The 19,641-nt window shown below is 35.4% G+C and carries 23 protein-coding genes; 18 read left to right on the top strand and 5 right to left on the bottom strand.

The annotated features are described in order from the left end of the window. From H560_RS20835 to H560_RS0100025, 5 genes are all read left to right on the top strand, one after another. Positions 1–2,055, top strand: a 2,055-nt coding sequence (locus H560_RS20835; protein WP_051289064.1) for a glycosyl hydrolase 115 family protein, incomplete at its 5' end; no start/stop codon positions are given. A 301-nt stretch (positions 2,056–2,356) separates the two neighbouring features. Beyond that, on the top strand, positions 2,357–3,223 hold the full coding sequence (locus H560_RS0100010) for an AraC family transcriptional regulator (protein ID WP_027378132.1): 867 nt from the start codon (positions 2,357–2,359) through the stop codon (positions 3,221–3,223). 357 nt (positions 3,224–3,580) lie between these two features. Next, complete coding sequence (locus H560_RS20840) at positions 3,581–4,348, top strand: hypothetical protein (RefSeq protein ID WP_228372387.1); 768 nt, start codon at positions 3,581–3,583, stop codon at positions 4,346–4,348. Between the two features lie 42 nt (positions 4,349–4,390). Then, positions 4,391–5,065 (top strand): family 16 glycoside hydrolase, encoded by a 675-nt coding sequence (locus H560_RS0100020; RefSeq protein ID WP_027378133.1) that lies wholly within the window; start codon positions 4,391–4,393, stop codon positions 5,063–5,065. A gap of 141 nt (positions 5,066–5,206) precedes the next feature. After that, complete coding sequence (locus H560_RS0100025) at positions 5,207–6,208, top strand: alpha/beta hydrolase (protein WP_034752004.1); 1,002 nt, start codon at positions 5,207–5,209, stop codon at positions 6,206–6,208. A 531-nt stretch (positions 6,209–6,739) separates the two neighbouring features. Here the strand turns inward: H560_RS0100025 and H560_RS20845 are convergent. Both H560_RS20845 and H560_RS22630 read right to left on the bottom strand, forming a co-directional pair. After that, positions 6,740–7,690 carry an IS481 family transposase gene (locus H560_RS20845; protein ID WP_081413897.1) on the bottom strand — a complete coding sequence of 317 codons (951 nt, stop codon included), beginning with the start codon at positions 7,688–7,690 and terminating at the stop codon, positions 6,740–6,742. 728 nt (positions 7,691–8,418) lie between these two features. Continuing rightward, complete coding sequence (locus H560_RS22630) at positions 8,419–8,598, bottom strand: helix-turn-helix domain-containing protein (protein WP_228372402.1); 180 nt, start codon at positions 8,596–8,598, stop codon at positions 8,419–8,421. 133 nt (positions 8,599–8,731) lie between these two features. Between H560_RS22630 and traM the strand changes: the two genes are divergently transcribed. From traM to H560_RS0100050, 4 genes are all read left to right on the top strand, one after another. Next, positions 8,732–9,178 carry a conjugative transposon protein TraM gene (gene traM, locus H560_RS20850; protein WP_228372388.1) on the top strand — a complete coding sequence of 149 codons (447 nt, stop codon included), beginning with the start codon at positions 8,732–8,734 and terminating at the stop codon, positions 9,176–9,178. A 15-nt stretch (positions 9,179–9,193) separates the two neighbouring features. After that, positions 9,194–10,093 (top strand): conjugative transposon protein TraN, encoded by a 900-nt coding sequence (traN, locus tag H560_RS0100040; protein ID WP_027378136.1) that lies wholly within the window; start codon positions 9,194–9,196, stop codon positions 10,091–10,093. Positions 10,094–10,160: 67 nt separating this feature from the next. Further along, on the top strand, positions 10,161–10,655 hold the full coding sequence (locus H560_RS0100045; RefSeq protein ID WP_228372389.1) for a conjugal transfer protein TraO: 495 nt from the start codon (positions 10,161–10,163) through the stop codon (positions 10,653–10,655). 12 nt (positions 10,656–10,667) lie between these two features. Further along, positions 10,668–11,114, top strand: a complete 447-nt coding sequence (locus tag H560_RS0100050; RefSeq protein WP_027378137.1) for a DUF3872 domain-containing protein — start codon at positions 10,668–10,670, stop codon at positions 11,112–11,114. A gap of 184 nt (positions 11,115–11,298) precedes the next feature. Here the strand turns inward: H560_RS0100050 and H560_RS0100055 are convergent, their stop codons facing one another. After that, positions 11,299–11,712, bottom strand: coding sequence for a JAB domain-containing protein (locus tag H560_RS0100055; RefSeq protein WP_228372390.1), 414 nt, complete (start codon positions 11,710–11,712; stop codon positions 11,299–11,301). 716 nt (positions 11,713–12,428) lie between these two features. Between H560_RS0100055 and H560_RS23145 the strand changes: the two genes are divergently transcribed. Further along, positions 12,429–12,590: a hypothetical protein gene (locus tag H560_RS23145; protein ID WP_002980924.1), complete on the top strand. Its 162-nt coding sequence runs from the start codon at positions 12,429–12,431 to the stop codon at positions 12,588–12,590. A 19-nt stretch (positions 12,591–12,609) separates the two neighbouring features. After that, positions 12,610–14,184: a recombinase family protein gene (locus H560_RS0100065; protein ID WP_027378138.1), complete on the top strand. Its 1,575-nt coding sequence runs from the start codon at positions 12,610–12,612 to the stop codon at positions 14,182–14,184. 381 nt (positions 14,185–14,565) lie between these two features. Here H560_RS0100065 and H560_RS0100075 read toward each other — a convergent pair whose 3' ends face one another. Both H560_RS0100075 and H560_RS20855 read right to left on the bottom strand, forming a co-directional pair. Further along, complete coding sequence (locus tag H560_RS0100075; RefSeq protein ID WP_027378140.1) at positions 14,566–15,033, bottom strand: hypothetical protein; 468 nt, start codon at positions 15,031–15,033, stop codon at positions 14,566–14,568. 10 nt (positions 15,034–15,043) lie between these two features. Next, positions 15,044–15,730: an XRE family transcriptional regulator gene (locus tag H560_RS20855; RefSeq protein WP_034752008.1), complete on the bottom strand. Its 687-nt coding sequence runs from the start codon at positions 15,728–15,730 to the stop codon at positions 15,044–15,046. Between the two features lie 126 nt (positions 15,731–15,856). Between H560_RS20855 and H560_RS0100085 the strand changes: the two genes are divergently transcribed. The 7 genes from H560_RS0100085 (at position 15,857) to H560_RS20865 (ending at position 19,640) form a co-directional block, all read left to right on the top strand. Then, positions 15,857–16,093 (top strand): hypothetical protein, encoded by a 237-nt coding sequence (locus tag H560_RS0100085; RefSeq protein ID WP_027378141.1) that lies wholly within the window; start codon positions 15,857–15,859, stop codon positions 16,091–16,093. Continuing rightward, positions 16,083–16,331: a hypothetical protein gene (locus tag H560_RS0100090; protein WP_027378142.1), complete on the top strand. Its 249-nt coding sequence runs from the start codon at positions 16,083–16,085 to the stop codon at positions 16,329–16,331. The genes H560_RS0100085 and H560_RS0100090 overlap by 11 nt, the downstream gene beginning before the upstream one ends. 55 nt (positions 16,332–16,386) lie before the next feature. After that, complete coding sequence (locus H560_RS0100095; protein ID WP_027378143.1) at positions 16,387–16,770, top strand: hypothetical protein; 384 nt, start codon at positions 16,387–16,389, stop codon at positions 16,768–16,770. Between the two features lie 239 nt (positions 16,771–17,009). Next, positions 17,010–17,306 (top strand): hypothetical protein, encoded by a 297-nt coding sequence (locus tag H560_RS0100105; protein WP_027378145.1) that lies wholly within the window; start codon positions 17,010–17,012, stop codon positions 17,304–17,306. Between the two features lie 29 nt (positions 17,307–17,335). Continuing rightward, positions 17,336–18,475 (top strand): hypothetical protein, encoded by a 1,140-nt coding sequence (locus H560_RS22185; protein WP_027378146.1) that lies wholly within the window; start codon positions 17,336–17,338, stop codon positions 18,473–18,475. Positions 18,476–18,490: 15 nt separating this feature from the next. Continuing rightward, the gene (locus H560_RS0100115; RefSeq protein WP_027378147.1) at positions 18,491–18,925 is read left to right on the top strand and encodes a hypothetical protein; all 435 of its coding nucleotides are present in this window, start codon (positions 18,491–18,493) and stop codon (positions 18,923–18,925) included. Beyond that, positions 18,915–19,640: a lambda exonuclease family protein gene (locus H560_RS20865; protein ID WP_051289068.1), complete on the top strand. Its 726-nt coding sequence runs from the start codon at positions 18,915–18,917 to the stop codon at positions 19,638–19,640. The genes H560_RS0100115 and H560_RS20865 overlap by 11 nt, the downstream gene beginning before the upstream one ends. Position 19,641: the final 1 nt, after the last annotated feature.

Raw genomic sequence — 19,641 nt, forward strand, 5'->3', positions numbered from 1 at the left:
CAGAAAGTGACAGGAAAATTACCCAATCTTTCAACAACAGAAATTTCCGGCGAATTTGAAATCATCATCGGAACTTTTGGCACAAATAAATTGATTGATAAACTTATATCCTCAAAAAAAATCAATGCCAAAGATTTAAAAGGAAAATGGGAAAGTTTCGTGATAACAACGGTAGAAAATCCAAAATCTAAATCCAAAAAACAGCTTATCATTGCCGGAAGCGACAGAAGAGGAACGATTTACGGAATCTATGAATTATCAAGACAATTAGGGGTTTCTCCATGGTATTACTGGAATGATGTCCCTGTTCAGAAACGTTCTTCGGCGTATGTTGTTCCTGGGTATTATGCTTCAGGTGAGCCTAAAGTAAAGTATCGCGGTATTTTCATTAATGATGAAGAACCTGCTTTCGGAACCTGGGCAAGAACCAAATTCGGAGGCATCAACAGCAAAATGTATTCACACATGTTTGAGCTTCTCCTTCGTCTCAGAGCCAATTATTTGTGGCCTGCAATGTGGGGGAAAGCCTTTAACGAAGATGATCCGCTTAATCCGAAAGTTGCCGATGAATACGGAATCGTTATGGGGACTTCTCACCACGAGCCGATGATGCGGGCTCAGAAAGAATGGGGAAATCATAGAAAAGAATACGGAAACGGTGAATGGAATTACCACACCAATAAAGAAGGTCTCCTGAAATTTTGGGAAGATGGATTCAGCCGGAACAAAAATTATGATAATCTCGTGACAATGGGAATGCGTGGAAACGGCGACGAACCGATGAGCGACCTGGGAAGTGCGGAAGCCAATTTCAAATTATTGGAGCAAATTATGCTTGACCAGAGAAAAATTATTCAGAAAGTAACAAAAAAACAGGCTAAAGAAACACCTCAGCTTTGGGCTTTATACAGTGAAGTTTTAGATTACTACGATCAGGGAATGAAAGTTCCGGACGATATGACGATTCTACTTTGTGATGACAATTGGGGAAATGTCCGCCGATTGCCTTACCTCAATGGCAAAAAACATCCTGGAGGTTACGGAATGTACTACCACGTTGATTTACATGGCGCGCCAAGAGCCTACCAATGGCTGAATATGGCGCAGATTCCGCACATGTGGGAACAGCTGCAGCTGACTTACAGTTATGGAGTAGATAAAATCTGGATCTTGAATGTCGGAGATCTAAAACCAAATGAATATCCAATGGATTTCTTCCTGAATATGGCGTGGAATCCAACTTCTTTTACACAGGAAAATCTGGATTATTACTCGGTGAAATTTGCAGAAGATCAATTTGGAAAAAATAATGCCAAAGAAATTGCAGAAATCATCAACCTGTATTGTAAATATAATTCAAGAGTTTCCGCGGAAATGATGAATCACAAAACATATAATCTTCAAAGTGGGGAGTTTTTGCAAGTAAGAGATGCTTATCTGGCTTTGGAGACGAGGGCTTTGAGACAGTTTATGATTTTGGATAAGACCTACCAAGATACGTACAAACAGATTATTTTACATCCGGTTCGTGCAATGGCCAATCTCTACGACATGTATTACGCCGTTGCAATGGATCATAAATTGGCAGAAGAAAAAGATCAGAAAGCAAATTATTGGGCAGATTATGCCGATGAATGTTTCACCAGAGATGCCGAATACACCAAAGATTACAACCTGAATATCTCCGGAGGAAAATGGAATCATATGATGGATCAGACGCACATTGGCTACAAATCCTGGGACGAACCCAAAGAAGGAAACATTAAGCCAACCGTTTACAGAATCACTCCTGCAGAAGCAAAAACCGGAGGGTATATTTTTGAAGAGAAGAATGGCGTAGTGACTATGGAAGCTGAACATTTCTTGGATGTTAAAGCTCCTGCCAATACAAAATGGACGGTTATTCCGGATTTGGGAAGAACACTTTCCGGAATTTCCTTAATGCCTTACACCGAAAAAACAAACGGATCAGCTATTAGTTATCAGTTTAAATTAAAAAATAATCCTTCCATGGAGTTGCTACCTTTGTTAGGACAGGATTCTTATACTCTTTAACTTTAATGTAATGAAAAAAGTTAGAAAAAATTACAGTTTAGAAATCGAAGATTCGAGGGAGTCAATTTAAGATTTAAGCAGTTTCATTAAGTGAGCAAAGAGGTAATGTTTCTTCAGTAGCCGAGGAGCTTGGAATCTGTAAAGAGAGTTTGTTGAGGTTAGTTTATTTTATATTTAATATTAAAACTCATAATTTAGATAAGGATTCTACTGGTACTGTTAAGCATATAATCACCTATCTTTGAGCTAAACAAAAGTTTGTATTTTTAACACAAGCGTTCTATTGTAAAAATTTTCAAAGATGGTAACAGCCGCTCAAATTAAAACGTATCATTTTCTGCCACATAAATACGGGGCGGAATTATTGTTGGATCTTGGACGTATTGAAACATTGAAGAATTATGTACTAGACCGCACTGTACATCAGCTCAGTTTTTACGAAATTGTTTTCATCGAAGAAGGATCGGGAACACTTTCACTGAATGGAACGATAATGTCTATAACTCCCGGAATCATCATTTTTATCAGTCCCGGGCAGGTTCGCCGCTGGGAAATTGAAGAAAAGATAAAAGGCTATACGCTGTTCTTTGAAAAAGATTTTCTTCACCTCTTCTTTTCAGATGAGCTGTTTCTGTACCGGTTTCAATACTTTCATCAGTATTCTCATCCCGCTGATATAAAGATCGATCAAGCGTCATTTGGAAAATGCCTTGAGCTTTTACGGGAAATAGAACGGGAGTTCAGACAAATTCAGAATGACAGCAATCATTTGATCCGGTCAGTACTTTATCAGTTACTTATCATTCTCAACCGCTATTATGCTCGGATCTATAACGTTCAGCGGGACACTTACATCCATGCAGACTTCTACAGATTCCGCTCTTTACTGGAAAAGAAATTTTTAGAAGATCAAACTGTTGAAGACTATACTAAAATGCTTAATGTAAGTTCTGGGTTCCTTAATAAAATCTGTAGGCAATTCAGCGGATTATCAGCACAGCAAATGATTCATCACAAACTCATTTCAGAAATAAAGAAAGCGTTGCACCAGAATAAATCTGCAAAAGAGATCTGCTATGAATTTGGATTTTCAGATCCTTCCAACTTTAACCGTTTTTTCAAAAAATTTACCCATACCACACCTTTGCAATACCGAAAGAATAGATGAATTGACAATTTTGATTATAAAATGACCATTTTGTAAGATACGAATGTTCCTAAATTTGTCAAAAAAAGGGAAATGATAAAATCTGTAACATTTAGTCTTCTATTTTTTCTAATGAACCTGTTTTGTGTAAAGGCAGAACAATTATATGTTAATCCCCTGACCGGCAATGATATAAATTCGGGAACAAATACACAACCTCTGAAGTCGCTTTCAGAAGCCGCCAGACGCGTTAATCTAAATAAAGACCAGGGAGAAACAACAATCATTCTTTCAGAAGGTACTCACCTGATCACCGAAACAGTCATTTTTAACAATAATAAATATACTTTTACCAACCGTCTAACGATCCGTGCTGAAGTGATGCCCGATGATGCAGACTGGACACCGAAAAAAATGCCGGTCGTTATGACCGTTGTACCTCCTGAGCCTGGTGTGGGGGGAGAAGAAGCGAGAGGCATTCAACCCGAGGTAAGCCATGTTACCATTGCAGGTCTGCGGTTTACAGGAAGCCCCGATTATACGTATCTCGATGCCAATAATTTGCGCCGTTCATACCCCATCTGGCGCGATGGAAAAAAACTGAACGATCTGCTTGTAACACAATGTCTGTTTGCCGGGAATGCAGATGTACTGCCTTTACATGTAGGAGTGATCGCCAATGGCTATGGTTTAGTTATTGACCATTGTGTTTTCTTCAACTGTAAAATTCCTGTTGTCTTCTGGAAAAATGAAGGGAAGAACGGCATTCGCAGTGCTATGCAATATTCGTTGGTCTATGGCGGCTATTTTGCAGGGGTCTGGACTACCCAAGGGACCAACGGTGATGACTTCGACTTTCATCATAACATTATCGCCAACACCAGCACAGTGTGGATCAGGGAAAAAGGAAGTGCACGCCGGTATAAGGCTTCTGACTGTATTTTTGTGAATTATAATAAACTGGCAGGATACGGAAGTGGGCCGTTGAGCGACAGTATTCCCACTCCTACCGATTTTCTGGAAATGAAAAACGTACAGACTACCGGAAACGTGATCATTGAAAAAGATCAGAGTAAACGCAATTATCTACAATTGGCAGAAGGTTCATTGGGTTCGAATCTAAATGCCGGACTTTTTAAAAGATAAGTTGTAATCATAACAGTCATAAACTCATTAATAGTAACAAGTATGAAAAAATTAAGAACAATCTTATTTCTTTTCCTATTAGTCTCAGAAAGTGCATACAGCCAAAAAATAATTTTAGACAAAAGCAATCTTGTACCTCATAAAGTTTCTATGCAAATGGTAAACCTGAAAGGTAAAAAAGTTGTTAGGGTCGTAAAAGACAGTGCGGTGAAAGAAGCGGACGAACCTACATTTGTTAAAATAAAGAATACAAAATTCAAAAATGGTAGTATCGAAGTAGAAGTTCTAAGCCGGCTGCTCCCTACGGCTGCTCCCACCGACCGTGGGTTTATTGGATTGGCATTCAGGATTGACGACATGAATTCCAAATTTGAATCCATATATATACGCCCAGCGAATGGTAGAGCCGAAGATCAGGTGAGGCGCAATCATTCGATTCAATACTTTTCTTACCCAAATTTTAAATACGACCGCCTTAGAAGAGAGGATCCAGAGAAATATGAGTCGTATGCTGATATGGGCCTGGATGAATGGATCACCATAAAAATTGAAGTGAAAGGCAGCCAGGCTAAGCTTTTTTTAAATAAGAACAAATACCCTTGCCTTATCGTGAATGACCTTAAACAAGGCTCGGATGCGACGGGCGGCGTAGGCTTATTTGTCGATGTAGGAACAGATGGCTATTTTCGAAATCTGAAAATTAACCCTTCAAAATGATGCTAAATACTTTATACAAATATTTATGCCGCTACGCAATACAAAACCCCTGAAGGTACACTGCTGTAAAATACCTCATTTGCAGATGATCTCTTTAAAAATCCATACCAAACATATGGGATAATAAAAAACAAAATATATATGAAGGCTTTTTTTAAATGGATTAAACGGATAGGATTAGGCTTAGTTACATTGGTTATATTATTGCTTATTGCAGGATTTATCTTTGAAAGGATATCCCGAAATGATGCTGAAAAAATCAAACCCGACGGCAATTTTGTGGAAGTTGACAATCACCGGTTGCATTATTACAAAAAAGGAAATGGAGGGCCGACTGTTGTTTTTGAAACGGCATTCGATCCTGCCGGACATTTGCAATGGTACCATATTCAACAAAAGTTACCTATTTCTTACACCAGTTTTTCATATGACAGGTCAGGAATATTATGGAGCGAACGTGGCCAGAATCCAAAATCAGGTGAAAAGATGGCTGAAGAACTGCATCTCCTGCTCGAAAAATCCAACGTACCCAAGCCTTATATTCTGGTTGGACATTCGTTTGGAGGAACACTTGTCCGGTTTTTCGTCAATCAGTATCCTCAAGATGTTGCAGGCGTAATATTGGTGGATAGTCAATGTCCTGATTATAAAAAATATCTATCACCGGAACTGTTCAAAATGGTCAATCAGGGATTGCCAGGTGGTTTTTTGAAATTTGCCAATGCTTTTGGTTTGGCAAGATTAATGTTTAAAGGTATGTTTCCTGCTGAAAAACAATATAAATATCAAAATTCCATCATGCCCGCTTTGCTTTATAAAAGTGCAGATGCGGTGTTGGAAGAACAGGATCACATGAGTTCTGTAAAAAAAGAAGCGGCAAAAATAAAGTCTTTCGGTAATATCCCTCTTTTGGTACTGACCGCTGCAGATCCAAAGCGTTATGATTCTTCTATTAAAGACAAAAAATTAAAACTAGAAATGATCAATGTGTGGGATAAAATGCAAAAAGATTTTTTACTTTTTTCAACAGACAGCAAACAAATTTTAGTTCCCAATAGTGGTCATTATATCAATCAGGATAACCCAAAAGTAGTTGAAAACGCAATCAATCAAATGGTGAGTAAAATATTACATCAAAAATAAGTTGCGATTTGTACAGGGTTCAAGGTTAGAAATTTTATTGAGCTTTTTACATTAGTGAAAATATCAACCTCAATTACCGCTTTCGCTAAGCCTAAACGTTATAGGTAATTTTTAAAAGTAACAAAATGATTAGAAAACTGTGCATTATCATACTGTTTTTAATGTTCACTCAATTAAAATCAAAATGGCACCAACTGTCTTTTGTTGGCGCCATTTTTCCTCTGTACCCGTAACCGAAGAGATATCGAAACATTTAGTAGAAGATTTAGAAAGAATTGTAGCATTAAATTGTGCTATAACAATAGATTCGCTACAAATTAAGAGAGGGTTTTCTTAGCCATAGAAAGATACCGGAAATAAAAGAGGAGACCTTTTCGGTCTCCCTTTCCGTATACCTAAAAGCCTATTGCTGGCATGAGCTTCGCTCGCAGTCTTCGGCAAGAGATTTCACTCTTTTCTCGGCTGTTCCCCAGCAGAGCCTACTTCCTCTTGGACTTTGAGACTAAATTAGTATTTTTTGTCTTATGTAATTTAAATAGGTATAATTTCTGGGCAATATTTCTTCATTTGAGTCCCAAAATTGAGCAGTAACATCAGGCTGAATAGGGATAAGATGTTCCAACGACTGTAATTTTCCCAAGGCGTTTTTCCATTCAAAGAAGAGTGTGGTCTTTTCTTATTGTAAAACTCCTGCCATTCAATAGCTAAAGCCTTTAAATCTAGATCTGAATCAGATAAATCCACTAGCGACCGGAATTCTGATTTATCGGTCTGTTGGGTTCTTTCTACTTTACCATTTAAATGAGGGGATCTGGGCTTGATGGGTCTGTATTTGATAAAATGTTCATGCAGCTCATATTGGAAGGAGTAATTAAAAAATTCCGTACCCCAATCGGTTTGAATATGCTGTAAAGGAAAATAGAATGTATTCAAAATTTCACCTAAAAAATGTATCGTAGTTTCTGCTTTTTTATTAGGGTAAACTCTAATAACTTTCATTCTTGTGCAGTCATCAATAGCTGTAAATTGATAAGCCTTACTCCTGATTTTAGTAACATCTAGCTGAACTCTATCCCCTGGAACTTCTTTGCTGTATCTTTTGTAATCAGATTTTTTACGTCTTTTTACTACAGGATTAACTTTGTGTTTAAAGAGTACCCGCCAAACAGTCATTGCAGATAATGAAGTTCCCGTTCTGAGTAGATGGGTTGAGATTCTTGCAGCTCCCCATCTTTTTTTCTCTCTTAAATCAAGGATAATAGATTCAGTTTCTTTTGTAACCTTAGTATTGGTAAGGGTTTTAGGACGTCTTGACTTATCTGACAGTCCTTGTTCTCCTTCTTCTTTATACCTTTTTATCCATCGGTGAAGTGTTGATCTTGCAATTCCACAACGTAAAGCCGTTTTCGTTACAGACCCCGATTCTAAATAGATTTTGAGCCAATCTTTACGAGCCTTGACTTGCTGTTGCTGTTTATTCATGGATAAAGGTTTTAAACTTTACACCATAAATTTAAGTCATTTTTGTAGCGGATCTATTGATACTTTACAATTAAATAATCTTGGCATGTGACCAAGACGAGCTTATCTTCTAACACTTTTAGAGATGATTTAAGTAGATTGTGTGAAATTTTACAAGAATTGCAAAGCTGATCTTGTCTGTAAGTTTTATTATAAGCTAACTTTTTATATTGTAACGATACTTTTCTAGAAATACTCAGAAAGAGTAGCAGCTAGCACTATTCAATTCTCTCTGTAGCATTACATATTGTTACTAGTTTTCCCATTTACCTGAAAAATATGTTTTCGTAAAATGTTCTTTTCTTAAAACTGGCACTTTTGGCAAATTTATCAAGATGATATTTTCAGTATCAACTATTGCTACGATTCGATATAGATTTTTTGTTCAAGTAGGAATTCCACCATGCCCGTGAATGCCTTTTTAGCAATGCCATTTTTTTGCTCCAAATACGATATTGTAATTAATATCTCTATTCTTTTATGATAAAGATCAAGTTTGATTGCGCAATCTCCAATCAGTTTACCTGTCTGAGTGTAATCAATATCATGCTGTGCCCATTCTCCCGATTTACCGAAAGACTTTGAGGAATTGTCTAAAATTAATGTTGTATTTTGAGTTTTTGAATTATATCATTTTACTATTAATTAACAACATATATCAGTTGATGCTTTAATTTTAAGTAGAAATATTAAGAAATATTGGATAGAAAATTTTTATTTTTCGAATTAATTCTATATTGTGATGGAGAGATACCTGTATACTTTAAAAAGATTTTATTTAAGTAGCTTTTATCTGAAAAGCCGAATTCGTCAGCTATTTCACTGACACGCATATTGCTATTTTTAAGTCGATACCGGTACGTTCCAATGTTGTTTCCTCATTATACAGAGACCAGTCGGATAGTGCTTTTGTCGCAGGTTTGAATCAGAATCGATTTTATGACAGTCAAAATGATTCAGAAAACTTAGTTCAAACAAAAAACGCAATAAGAGGTGTGGTCTATGAAACTAAGACTTTGGTCAATGAAAGTACATTATCTAAGGCTTTCAGAAGCGATGAAAGTCGGAAGAGCTGAAATTCCAGCGGGGAGCTTACTGATTGCAGTAAGCAAATTTCAGGGTGGGAGGCTTCAGTTAAAAATATCTTCCATTCAATCTCAAGATAATATCTATTCTGTAGAAATCAATGTTTATGACACTGACGGTCAGATGGGATTGTATGTTCCTTATTCAGCGGAGCAGAATGCGGTAAGCGACATTGTAGCTAATATGAGCCAGACTTCCGGTACCAATATTATGGTGGCCCAATCAGCAGGACAACAGATTGCAGCTGATCTGAGCAGGGGAGTAGTACAGGGATTGTCGGGCTATTTTCAGAAAAGAGTCAGACAATTGAAAGTAACTGTAAAAGCTGGCCATCAGGTCTTACTCTTATCTAAAAATAACTAATCAAAAAAAATAAAAATGAATACACAAAAGAGTCATTATATTCTAATTATGCTATTACTTTTATTAGTAAGCAAGGCATTTGGGCAGGATTCCGTGACAACCTATTATTCCTTGGAAGAGGGAAAATTAGAGCCTTTCAGGATACAAGTTACCTACAATAAAACCAGCCATTTGATATTTCCTACATCAATACGATATGTTGACCTGGGAAGTGATCTCTTGGTTGCCAATAAGGCAGATCCTATAGGAAACGTTCTTCGGGTTAAGTCAGCCGTCAGGGATTTTGAAGAAGAAACTAATTTTTCGGTCATTACTGAAGATGGAAAATTTTACAGTTTTGACGCATCCTACAGTTCTTATCCCGATATACTCAGCTATGATTTAGTAAAACTTCAGAGAGGTATGGAGCGACAGTATGCTGATGTATTATTTGAAGATCTTAAAGGAAGCTCAACTTCTCTCATCTGGCTTATTATGGAAAATCTTTACAGGAAAAGCAACAGAACTATTAAGCATATTGCTTCGAAAAGTTATGGAATTGAGTTTTCAGTCAGGGCGCTGCACGTTAATGACAGCAAGTTTTATTTCACATTGCAGGTTAAGAATCAAAGTAATGTGGGGTATGCTATTGAATGGGTCAATTTTAAAATTGTCGATAAAAAGAACTTAAAGCGAACGGTCGTTCAGGATAAGATTTTAGAGCAGGTTCGTACCTATTTCCCGGAAAGGATAATAGCTGATCATTCAGATAGTAAAGGGATTTATATGCTTGATCAGTTTACGCTCTTAAAAGATCAGGTTTTGGAGATTGAAATTCTGGAAAAGAACGGGGGAAGGCATTTGAAAGTACAGCTTGAAAATGAAGATATTGTTCATGCAAGATTGATAAACAGTTTAACCATTAAAACGGGGTAAGATGCACAACATATTTTTAACAGTCATCTTAACGATGATAATGGGTAGCAAAATATTTGCTCAACAGATGATTCCCAAGCAAATTGGTATTGAATTTACCTATTCGGTATTTCCAAAATCTCCAGAAAAGCAAAATTATATGTTTAGTACGGGGCTTGTTTCTTACTCGAAGAATGGTAATTACTTTTTTGGACTGACAGAATATGGTAGAAAATATTATAAATACACAGGCTGCGATATCCCGATAGATAGTTTCCTGCTTAGTGGTGGGTACAGTTTTTATGTTTGGGGAGACTTCATGCGAAATGTAAATTTTAATCTGGGAATTGGAGGTCTTGTTGGTTACGAGCAGATTAATAGAGGTGATGAATTGTTGTATGATGGATCAAAGCTTAACTCTACAGGTAATTTTATTTATGGGACGAACGGTAAGCTGTCTATTGAAAGCTATCTGACTAAGCATTTAGTTTTCCTGGTCAACGGGCAACTTCGCTTTTTGAAAAATAGTCAAATGGTTAATTTTCACTCTCTGCTGGGGGTAGGAATAAGATATAATTTCTAAAAATAATGAAAAATGAAAAATATAATTAATACAGCTAAAATACAATTAAAGTGTTTCTTGCTACTATTTGTAGTCGGACTATTTGTACAATCATGTGAGAAAGATGATTTGGAAATTCAGCAGAACTATCCTTTTAAGGTGTCGGTTATGCCGGTTCCCAAGGACATAGCTAAAGACGAGTATGTAGAGATTCGTATCAAAATTCTTCCTGAAGGTAATTTTGCTGACACCAAATATTATCTTCGATATTTTCAGTTTGAGGGAACAGGAAAGCTACAGTATTATAACACTCAACCCTATTTTCCCAATGATATTTATCCTCTGTATGAGAAAGAGTTCAGATTGTATTATACTTCAACCTCTGAAGTTTCACAATCATTTACGGTACGGCTATCAGACAGTTTTGGAAATGAGAATAAAATTGAATTTCAATTCAACAACAAAAAGCTAAACGGATAAATACTATTTCTTTAGCTTACAAATATATATTTCCACTTCAAATAAAACCATCTAATTTGAGAAGCATTGTTTAGTATTTGCGGAAAGATGGTTGTTCCCTAAAGGGCAAGCATCTTTCCGCGACGCCACAAGAATCCAGACCGGGAACCGGCTCTGGATTCTTATTTTTAGACATTTAAGTCCCTTATAAAATACCTTCATCGGAGAACGAGAAGGAGTCGGTTGAAGTTATTATACAATGATCAAGCATGTTAATATTTAATAGTTGGGCAGCCTCCTTTATTTTTTGTGTGATGCCTATGTCTTCGCGAGAAGGTGTAAGGTTTCCGGAAGGATGGTTATGGGCTATAATAAATGATACGGCATTACATAATAGAGCTCCCTGCATGATGATTCTGATGTCAACAAGAGAAGAGGTAATTCCAGATTCTGATATTTTTTGTATTCCTAAGACCTTGTTAGCCTGATTCATATACATTGAGTAAAATGACTCTCTGTAGTCGATCTGATCTGCATCAAAATGTTCCCTGAAAATATCTGTAGCATCCTGGGAGTTCAGTACTTTTTTTTCAGCATTTCCTTTTCTTGTGTAGATCAATTTGATCTCATTTACGATATTATATTTCATTGTTATTGCTCTGAGTACGGCAGAGCCTTTTGTTTCCCGTACTTAAGTTAAAACAGCATTTATTTAAAACATTTTTGAACTGTTATGCGTCTTTTTTAGATCAAAAGCCTTTTCAATCTCTTCTCCGTTCTATTTCTTAAAAGCCTTTCAGGCTTCGCTGAATATTTTTCAAAAGAAAAACCGGAAAAAAGAAAGCGGATATGAAGTGTTGACAATGAAAAAACAAAAGGAAACGGAATAATTGGAGGGTACCTTTAGGGAGGAAACCGTTTATGCCGTAGTCTTTTGGTTGGATTAGCAAGACGGCTGGCAAAAATACCTTAGCTGCCTTTTTACCGGGTTATTATGGAAAATGTTTCGTGTAATAGCAGTCAATAACCTGTTTTTGTATATGAAATGAATGTTTAAATTAACAATGTTGATTTTATTTGTATTTTAGTTGAATCTAAGAATGATGAATTTCTTTGCATCAATTTTCTCTTGTTGCACCTAAAAAATAAATTTAAACGTAACCACATCTTTTATAAATAAAAATTTTTTCCGCCTAATGGTTGATGTTAAGTGTTTCGTTTGATTTTACATGTTCAAGCGTTAGACATTTATATTTAAAAGCCAAATACATCACATAAGTGTCTGGGTTTAATTTCAGAACAGTTGTCCAATACTTTTATTAAAAAAGTATTGGTATGGAGAAGAAAGTTGAAATTAGTAACATTACCATAGAGGAGATTATCAAGATTTTTAAAGAAGAGGAGGGAATTGAATTAAGCATTGAGGAGGCGAAAGATATTTTAAGCTTTCTGACGATGCTCTTAAAAATTACCATTAAGAGTTTTTTAGAACAATAATATTTTCTAAGATTTATATATGAAAAAAGCCGATTTATATATCCGTGTGTCAACTGATGAGCAGGCAGATAAGGGATACTCGCAAAGAGATCAGGAGGAACGATTAAAACGTTATTGTGAAAACAATAACATTAAAGTAGGTCAAATCATCTATGAAGATTACTCAGCCAAGACTTTTATCAGGCCAGAGTGGATTAAATTACTGGATACGCTAAAGAAAAAAAGCTCAAAAACGGATCTGCTGCTTTTTACAAAATGGGATCGCTTCAGCAGGAACGCTGGCGATGCGTATCAAATGATTAACATACTTAGGAAAAGTAACGTTGAACCGCAGGCTATTGAGCAACCTTTAGATCTTTCAATTCCTGAAAATAAAATGATGCTGGCTATATATCTTGCTGCACCGGAAGTTGAAAACGACAGGCGCGCTCTGAATACTTATTATGGAATGCGCCGTGCTAAAAAAGAAGGCAGATTAATGGGAAGGGCACCTTATGGCTACGCTAACAGAATAACGGAGAACGGGAAAAAGTATGTAATCCCGAAGGAACCGGAAGCTTCCAATATGAAATGGGCATTCAATGAAATGTCCAAAGGCGTTTATTCAGCGAGCCAAATCATGGATATGATGAACAGAAAAGAAGGAAAGTCAGTTAAGATAAGTGCCTTTCTTGCAAGTTTACGCAATACCGCATATTGCGGGAAAATTTACGTGGAGCAATTCAATGAAGAGGAGGCTCATTTTGTTAAAAGTATTCATGAACCTTTGATCAGTGAAGAACTATTCGAAAAAGTTCAATGTATAATGGATGGAAATGTGAATCCAGCCAGACCTAATGTAAAAGTACTGTCTGACGATAATTTGCCATTAAGAGGTTTCCTTCTGTGTCCGGAATGTGGTCATTTGATTACAGGCAGTGCCTCTACGGGACGTTCTGGAAATAAATATTATTACTATCATTGCCAATCCCCGTGTTCATACCGTTACAAATCTGAGATTATTAATTCTAAATTTTTAGAAATATTGCAGTCATTGGAAATGCGCGCATCTATAAAAAATTATTTGAAAAAAGTGTTGAGGCAAAATTTTGAAAAATTAATCAATAATCCCCAAAGAGAAAGGAAAGCAATTCTATTAGAAATAGATCGTTTAAACAGTAAATTGAAACAGGCAAGAAATAAACTGATGGAGGAAGTAATTGATGATGAAGATTATCTTGAAATTAGGACCGGCTGTAAAGGACAAATTGAAAAGTTCGAAGCTAAATTAACTAAAGGAAAGGATAATAAGAAAATAGATTTTCAAAAACTACTAGACCAAGCATTATCGAACCTAGTAGACCTTGCGAAAGTCTATACTGATGGGGATATCGAGGTAAAACGTAAAATAATTGGTTCGATATTTCCTGAAAAATTGCAATTTTCAAAAAATCATTATCGAACCACCCGACCAAATGTTTTGCTCTCTTATATATACCAGATAAACAATGAGTTAGGTGCGAAAAAAAACCGGAAAAAAAGTGAATTATCACCTCTTTCCGGTCTTGTACCCAGGACCGGGATCGAACCGGTACTCCTAAGAACTGGTGTTTGAGACCATTTTTATTTTTGACTGATTTTTTATTCTTGTTGATTTTCAATGTTTTGCGAATTAATAAACTATTGTTTTCTACTATTTTTTACACGTTTTTGCACGATACTTTGCACGATTAGAACAAGCGCAAATCTTTTATTTAAAAGGATTTGTTGTAATTCCGAATATGAAATTTGCATCGATATTATATAGCTTTATTATTATTTCAATCTGTTCTGCAGTAAAATGATATGATCGATTCCGCTTGTCCTGATTCTTAACATTAGAGAACCAGGATTTCGGAATTCCAGTTTGTTCATAAAATTCTTTTATATATTCAATCTTCCTGTAACTTTTAAGTATTTCAGGAAGTTTCAATATTTGGCGATCAGATGTCAACATTTATTTTATTTCTTTTCCTGTCAAATCATATTTATAAATCTGCATTCCTTCTTTTTCAATCCCCATATCATTTTTTGCATAATACCACAGAACAATTTTCCAAGATGATTCCAGTTTTGTAACATTTACCGATGTTGGAACATAAGTAACTGGATTTTTTAGTTTAAATTTTGCAAGCCAAATAGTCTGATCTAAATTGATGTTTATTTTGCCTAAATCACTTTCAGTTGGCTCATAATTACCAAAATTTGCTTTTAAAGAAACTTTAACATCTTCCTTTTTTCCGTTTTTTAAAACAGTTTCTTTTTCAATTAAAAAAGTTCCAGAGTCTGTTTTTTTTATATCCGCTGCAAAAACATATTCTGGATACTTTTTCTTTACTTGTTGAGTTTCTGTTTTAACTTCTTGTGATTGAGAAAACAGAAATGTTGATGCGAATAACGCAAGAAATAAAATTGATTTTTTCATTGTATTTATTTTAATAGAAAATATTAAAGTCTCTACTTATTAATTTTACTACATTTCCAATTATGTAGCAGTCTTTGAGGTTTATTGTAAAATCAGGATATAATGATTTATCAGGATTCCATGAATGTAACACAACTTCACCTGTATCTGGATTATGGGATTTTACTTCCTTTATTAAGTTGCCTTTTTCGTTATGAAGGAAATAAAACACATTCCAATCATTTAAATGTAATTTGTTTTTCCAAAGATCCCTTGGAATATCCCGGGCTAAATACCAATCCTTATCCAAAAGAGCTTTATTCGTATTATCATTCATACTATCTCCAACTGCTTCAACTTCATAATATTTACCCTTATGATTCTTTTTAACCCTCACACTTCCTTTTTCAAGCTCATTCATATAACTTTCTGCAAAGAAATTTGAAGCAGCTCCTAATGCAGCTTTTTCAGGGATTTTTAAAGTTTCTAACCAAATGAAATCTTCATCCTCTTTCAAAACCTTTGCATTTGACAGGTTTTCAGTGATTCCACTTTGTGGTGTATGATCTTGAATTATTTTAAGTGCAGAAGTTGAAATGTTTCTTTCACCATATTCCCAACTTTTCACAGTTCTAACTGAAACGCCAGTCAAATCAGCCAATTGCTGTTGTGACAAATTATGTTTTTTTCTGAATTCTTTAATTTCTATTTGGTTCATAATCAATAATATAAATTGTTTTAACAAATATTTAACACTCCACTATGTGGATATTTGTTGTGTATATACACATTGTGTAGTATATTTGCAATACAATATTACTAACAGTAATGCAAATATAAGGATATGAATGACAAAAAGGAAAAAATCAGAGAGATATTCGCAGCCATTTCACCTGAACGTAAAAACAATGTCAGAAGGATATTGTCAGAGAAATTCAATATTACAGTTGATTCTGCAAAAATGAACTGGATATATGGGGGTAAAATTCCAGAACAGAATATTGATAAAGTTCTGGAAATACTTAAAAATGAAGCCAGAGAACAATCAAACGAAATTTTAGAATTAATCGATGCAATCTAAAAGCAATAAAGCCAAAATTGAAGCTCTGCGGGTGAATATTTGGAAGCTTGGGGATAAGATAGAGAAACTATTTAAAGAATGTGAATTAATGAAATATGAATTAGACACGTTGGAATCTATCGAGAATAAAAACAGTAACAACGGAGTGGAAGCCGTAATTGATCCCCAAAGAATCCTAACCCGCCGAGGTTCAAAAGCAAAAAAACTTGCACTGGCACAAGCGATAAATGGAAAATAAAAAAGCCACCTGCGCTAACAGATGGCGAATGTTCAACCGATTAAAGTCAAACTAAATGATTACGACAAAAGTACAACAATCAACTACAAAATCAAACTCCTTTAATGGAAAAGATTTTTTAACAGCTTCAAAACTGGCTAATGAATTAAAGTTCCAGGACTTTGAAGTGAGTGAAGACACAAGAACCGGAAACAATTGGTTCGGGTTGTTTATGGCAGAAAACAATGCTTATTGGTCTATTGCCAGAACTGAAAACGGAAAATACAATCTGGAATGTGATGATACCAAAGTATGTGTAATTGATGAACATCTTGAAAAGAAGCTTGATGATTTAAGAATTTATCTTCTGGATGAACCAACAAGAAAAATGCAAGATCAGATTGAGTTTAATGCATTCCAAAATGAATTGTGGAGAAATTACGGACCTGGTAGAATTTAAACATGGATAAAATAGATTCCCTAATCCTAAGAAGTCAAAACCTTAACGAAAGGTGTGAGACTTTTCAAAGCAAGTTAGACCATGCCATTACAGTAAACAAATTACAAGCACAGAGATTATCACAATATGAACTTGAACTAATAGCAATAAGACACGAACACAGATTAATATCCAAAAGAATCAAACGTCAAAATTGGTGGTTCAAAATCTTAAAATTTCTCAATTAAAATAAATATAAAATGAACAAAGAACTTAAAAAATCAGAACGATTTTATCACAGAATTCTTCAAGATGCGAAAATGGTTTGCAAACCAAAGAAGAAAGAAGGTGTTTTGACTAAAAAGCCTACTTGGAGAAAGTCACAATTATCTGAAAACCACGGACAGCAAAGCCGCATTGTTACAGCATATTCCAGCAAAAAGGAATTTAAGAAAATGAAACTTAAAAATGCTGTTAAAAAGGGATTTCCTGTTGTGGAATTGGGACAGGTGTACGCTGATAAAGGTGGTGTAGTTCATCTACAAAGTGAAATGTAAAACTGTATAAACGATAAAAATCAAACTAAATGAGTAACCTATTACAAATCGACCAATTCGATGCCAAGCAGCTTCCAGAGCTGCAGGGAATGAAAGAAAAACAACTTCAAATTGTCAAAGAAAATCCATTTGTGGAAATCGTTGATAATAAAACCTACGAAGAAGCAAAGAAAGCAAGAACAACGCTTGTTACTGCAAGAACTGAAATTCAGAATCAAGACAAATTAATTGCTTCAAAAATCAAAAAATTCCGTGAAGCGGTTGCCGGGGTAAGTGAAGAACTTATTGCTATCACTAAACCACACGAAGACAAACAACAGTCTGAGGTTAAAAGATGGGAAGAAATTAAAGAACAGGAAAAACAAGAAAAGTTGCGACTGGAAGAAGAAAGGAAAGCCATCATTAAAAATTCTATCAACTTAACAATTAATTGCGCACTTGAAAAAATCAACAAACTTTCCTTTGATACTATTGATTCATTAAAGATTGATTTTGAACATGGGCTTTACAAAACGGATCTCGTACAATTTGAAGAATTTGAACTGGATTTCAATGAAAGATTAATCCAGGTTAAAAATGCCTTTTCATCTAAAATCAAAACTCTTGAAGAAGCAGAAGCGCAAAGACTTGAAAACATAAGACTGCAGGAAGAAAAGGCAAAGTTGGATGCTGAAAAGGCTAAAATCGAAGCTGATCGAAAGACAGAAGAAGAACGTGCAAAAAAGGAACGTGAAGCGTTAGCCACTGAAAAAGCAAAACATGAAGCAGAACTAAAAGCCAAAGAAGAAGAAGCGCGAAAACTCCGAGAATCAGAAGAAGCGAAGTTGAGAAAGGAACGTGAAGACATTGAAGCTGAAAAAGCTCGTTTGGCAAAAATTGAAGCTGATCGCATTGCTAAAGAAGAAGCGGAAAGAAAGGAAAAAGAAGATGCAGAACGTGCAGCAAAAGAGAAAGCCGAAGCAGAAGCAAAGGCGAAAGCAGAAGCGGAAAGACTTGAAGCCTTAAAACCTGAAAAGCAAAAAGCTGTTGAGTTCTTACAAAGTTTACAATATTCAGGTACTGATCCAGAAATAAAAGACGAAAAATTAAAAGCTGAATTCATCAGATCAATGGAAAGAATTCAGGATGCAATTTCTGATTCAATTTCAGTAATAAAAAATTTCAAATAATAAAATCATAATACGATGTCAAACGAAAATCAAAATTCAGAACAAAAACCGGAATTATATCCAAAGAACGGTGAAATCACATTTATCATGCCTTCAACAAATGCCATTGGTGCATTAAAGAATGCTGACACTAACAGAAAGTTAACAGTTTCATACCAGAAAAAGGAAGAATGGATTGCTGAACAAGGAAAGCCAGTTGAATGTTTCTTTCTTGGATTTAAAGAAGCAACAGACGGCAAAGGAAACACTTATTTCCTTGCAAAATTACACGATGGAGCGAAAGCCTTTGTTGCAGGTCAAACAGTTCTTGTACAAGCTTTAATGAACACGCAAATCGGTCAAGGTGTTAGGATCACTTGTACTGGATCAACAAAAACAACAGGTGGAAATGATATTCCATTGTTCGATGTTGATGAATTAAATATAAATCTTTTCGACAATGCTGACTAAAGATAACATTGTTGTTGATTTTGAAGCACTAAGAGCCGAACACGAGGCGGCTCTTGCTTCAATTGAAAGAACTGCAGAAGCTGAAAAGAAACGAGAAGAATGGTTTAAATCAAGGCTTGGAAAGTTTACTTCTTCTGATCTGGGGAAATTAATGACTTATGAAAATAAGATCAACGAGTTACCAAAGGGCGCATTGACATATGTAGAAGAAAAAGCCCTTGAAATCCTTACAGAAGGACAAAGTGTAAAAAGATTCTCCAATGATTCAATGGATCGTGGAAATGAAAAAGAACTTGAAGCAGTTGCAGTATTTGAACAAAAGTATGGTGTTAAATGTTATGCAACAGGAGAAAATCAAGAATTTGTTGAATTGTGTTCATATTTCGGAGGTACACCAGATGGTTTGATTGATGTTGATGACATGATTGAGGTGAAGTGTCCTGACTGTAAAACTCATGCTTTTAGGGTTAAGAAGATCAAGAACCAACAAGATTTCAAAGAGCATGAGAAAGATTATTACTGGCAGATACAAGGAAACTTTTTAGCAACCGGACGAAAGAAATGTTACTTCATTGACTATGATGATCGATTTACAAAAAAAGAATTACAACTCCATGTGGTCGAAATTCATAGAAATGAAGAAGATATTCAGAAAATCAAAACCCGCCTTAAAATGGCAGAAAAACAAAAACAAATCTTTTTAAACAATTGGTAAT

The organism is Chryseobacterium daeguense DSM 19388 (genome assembly GCF_000430825.1).
GTDB lineage: Bacteria > Bacteroidota > Bacteroidia > Flavobacteriales > Weeksellaceae > Chryseobacterium > Chryseobacterium daeguense.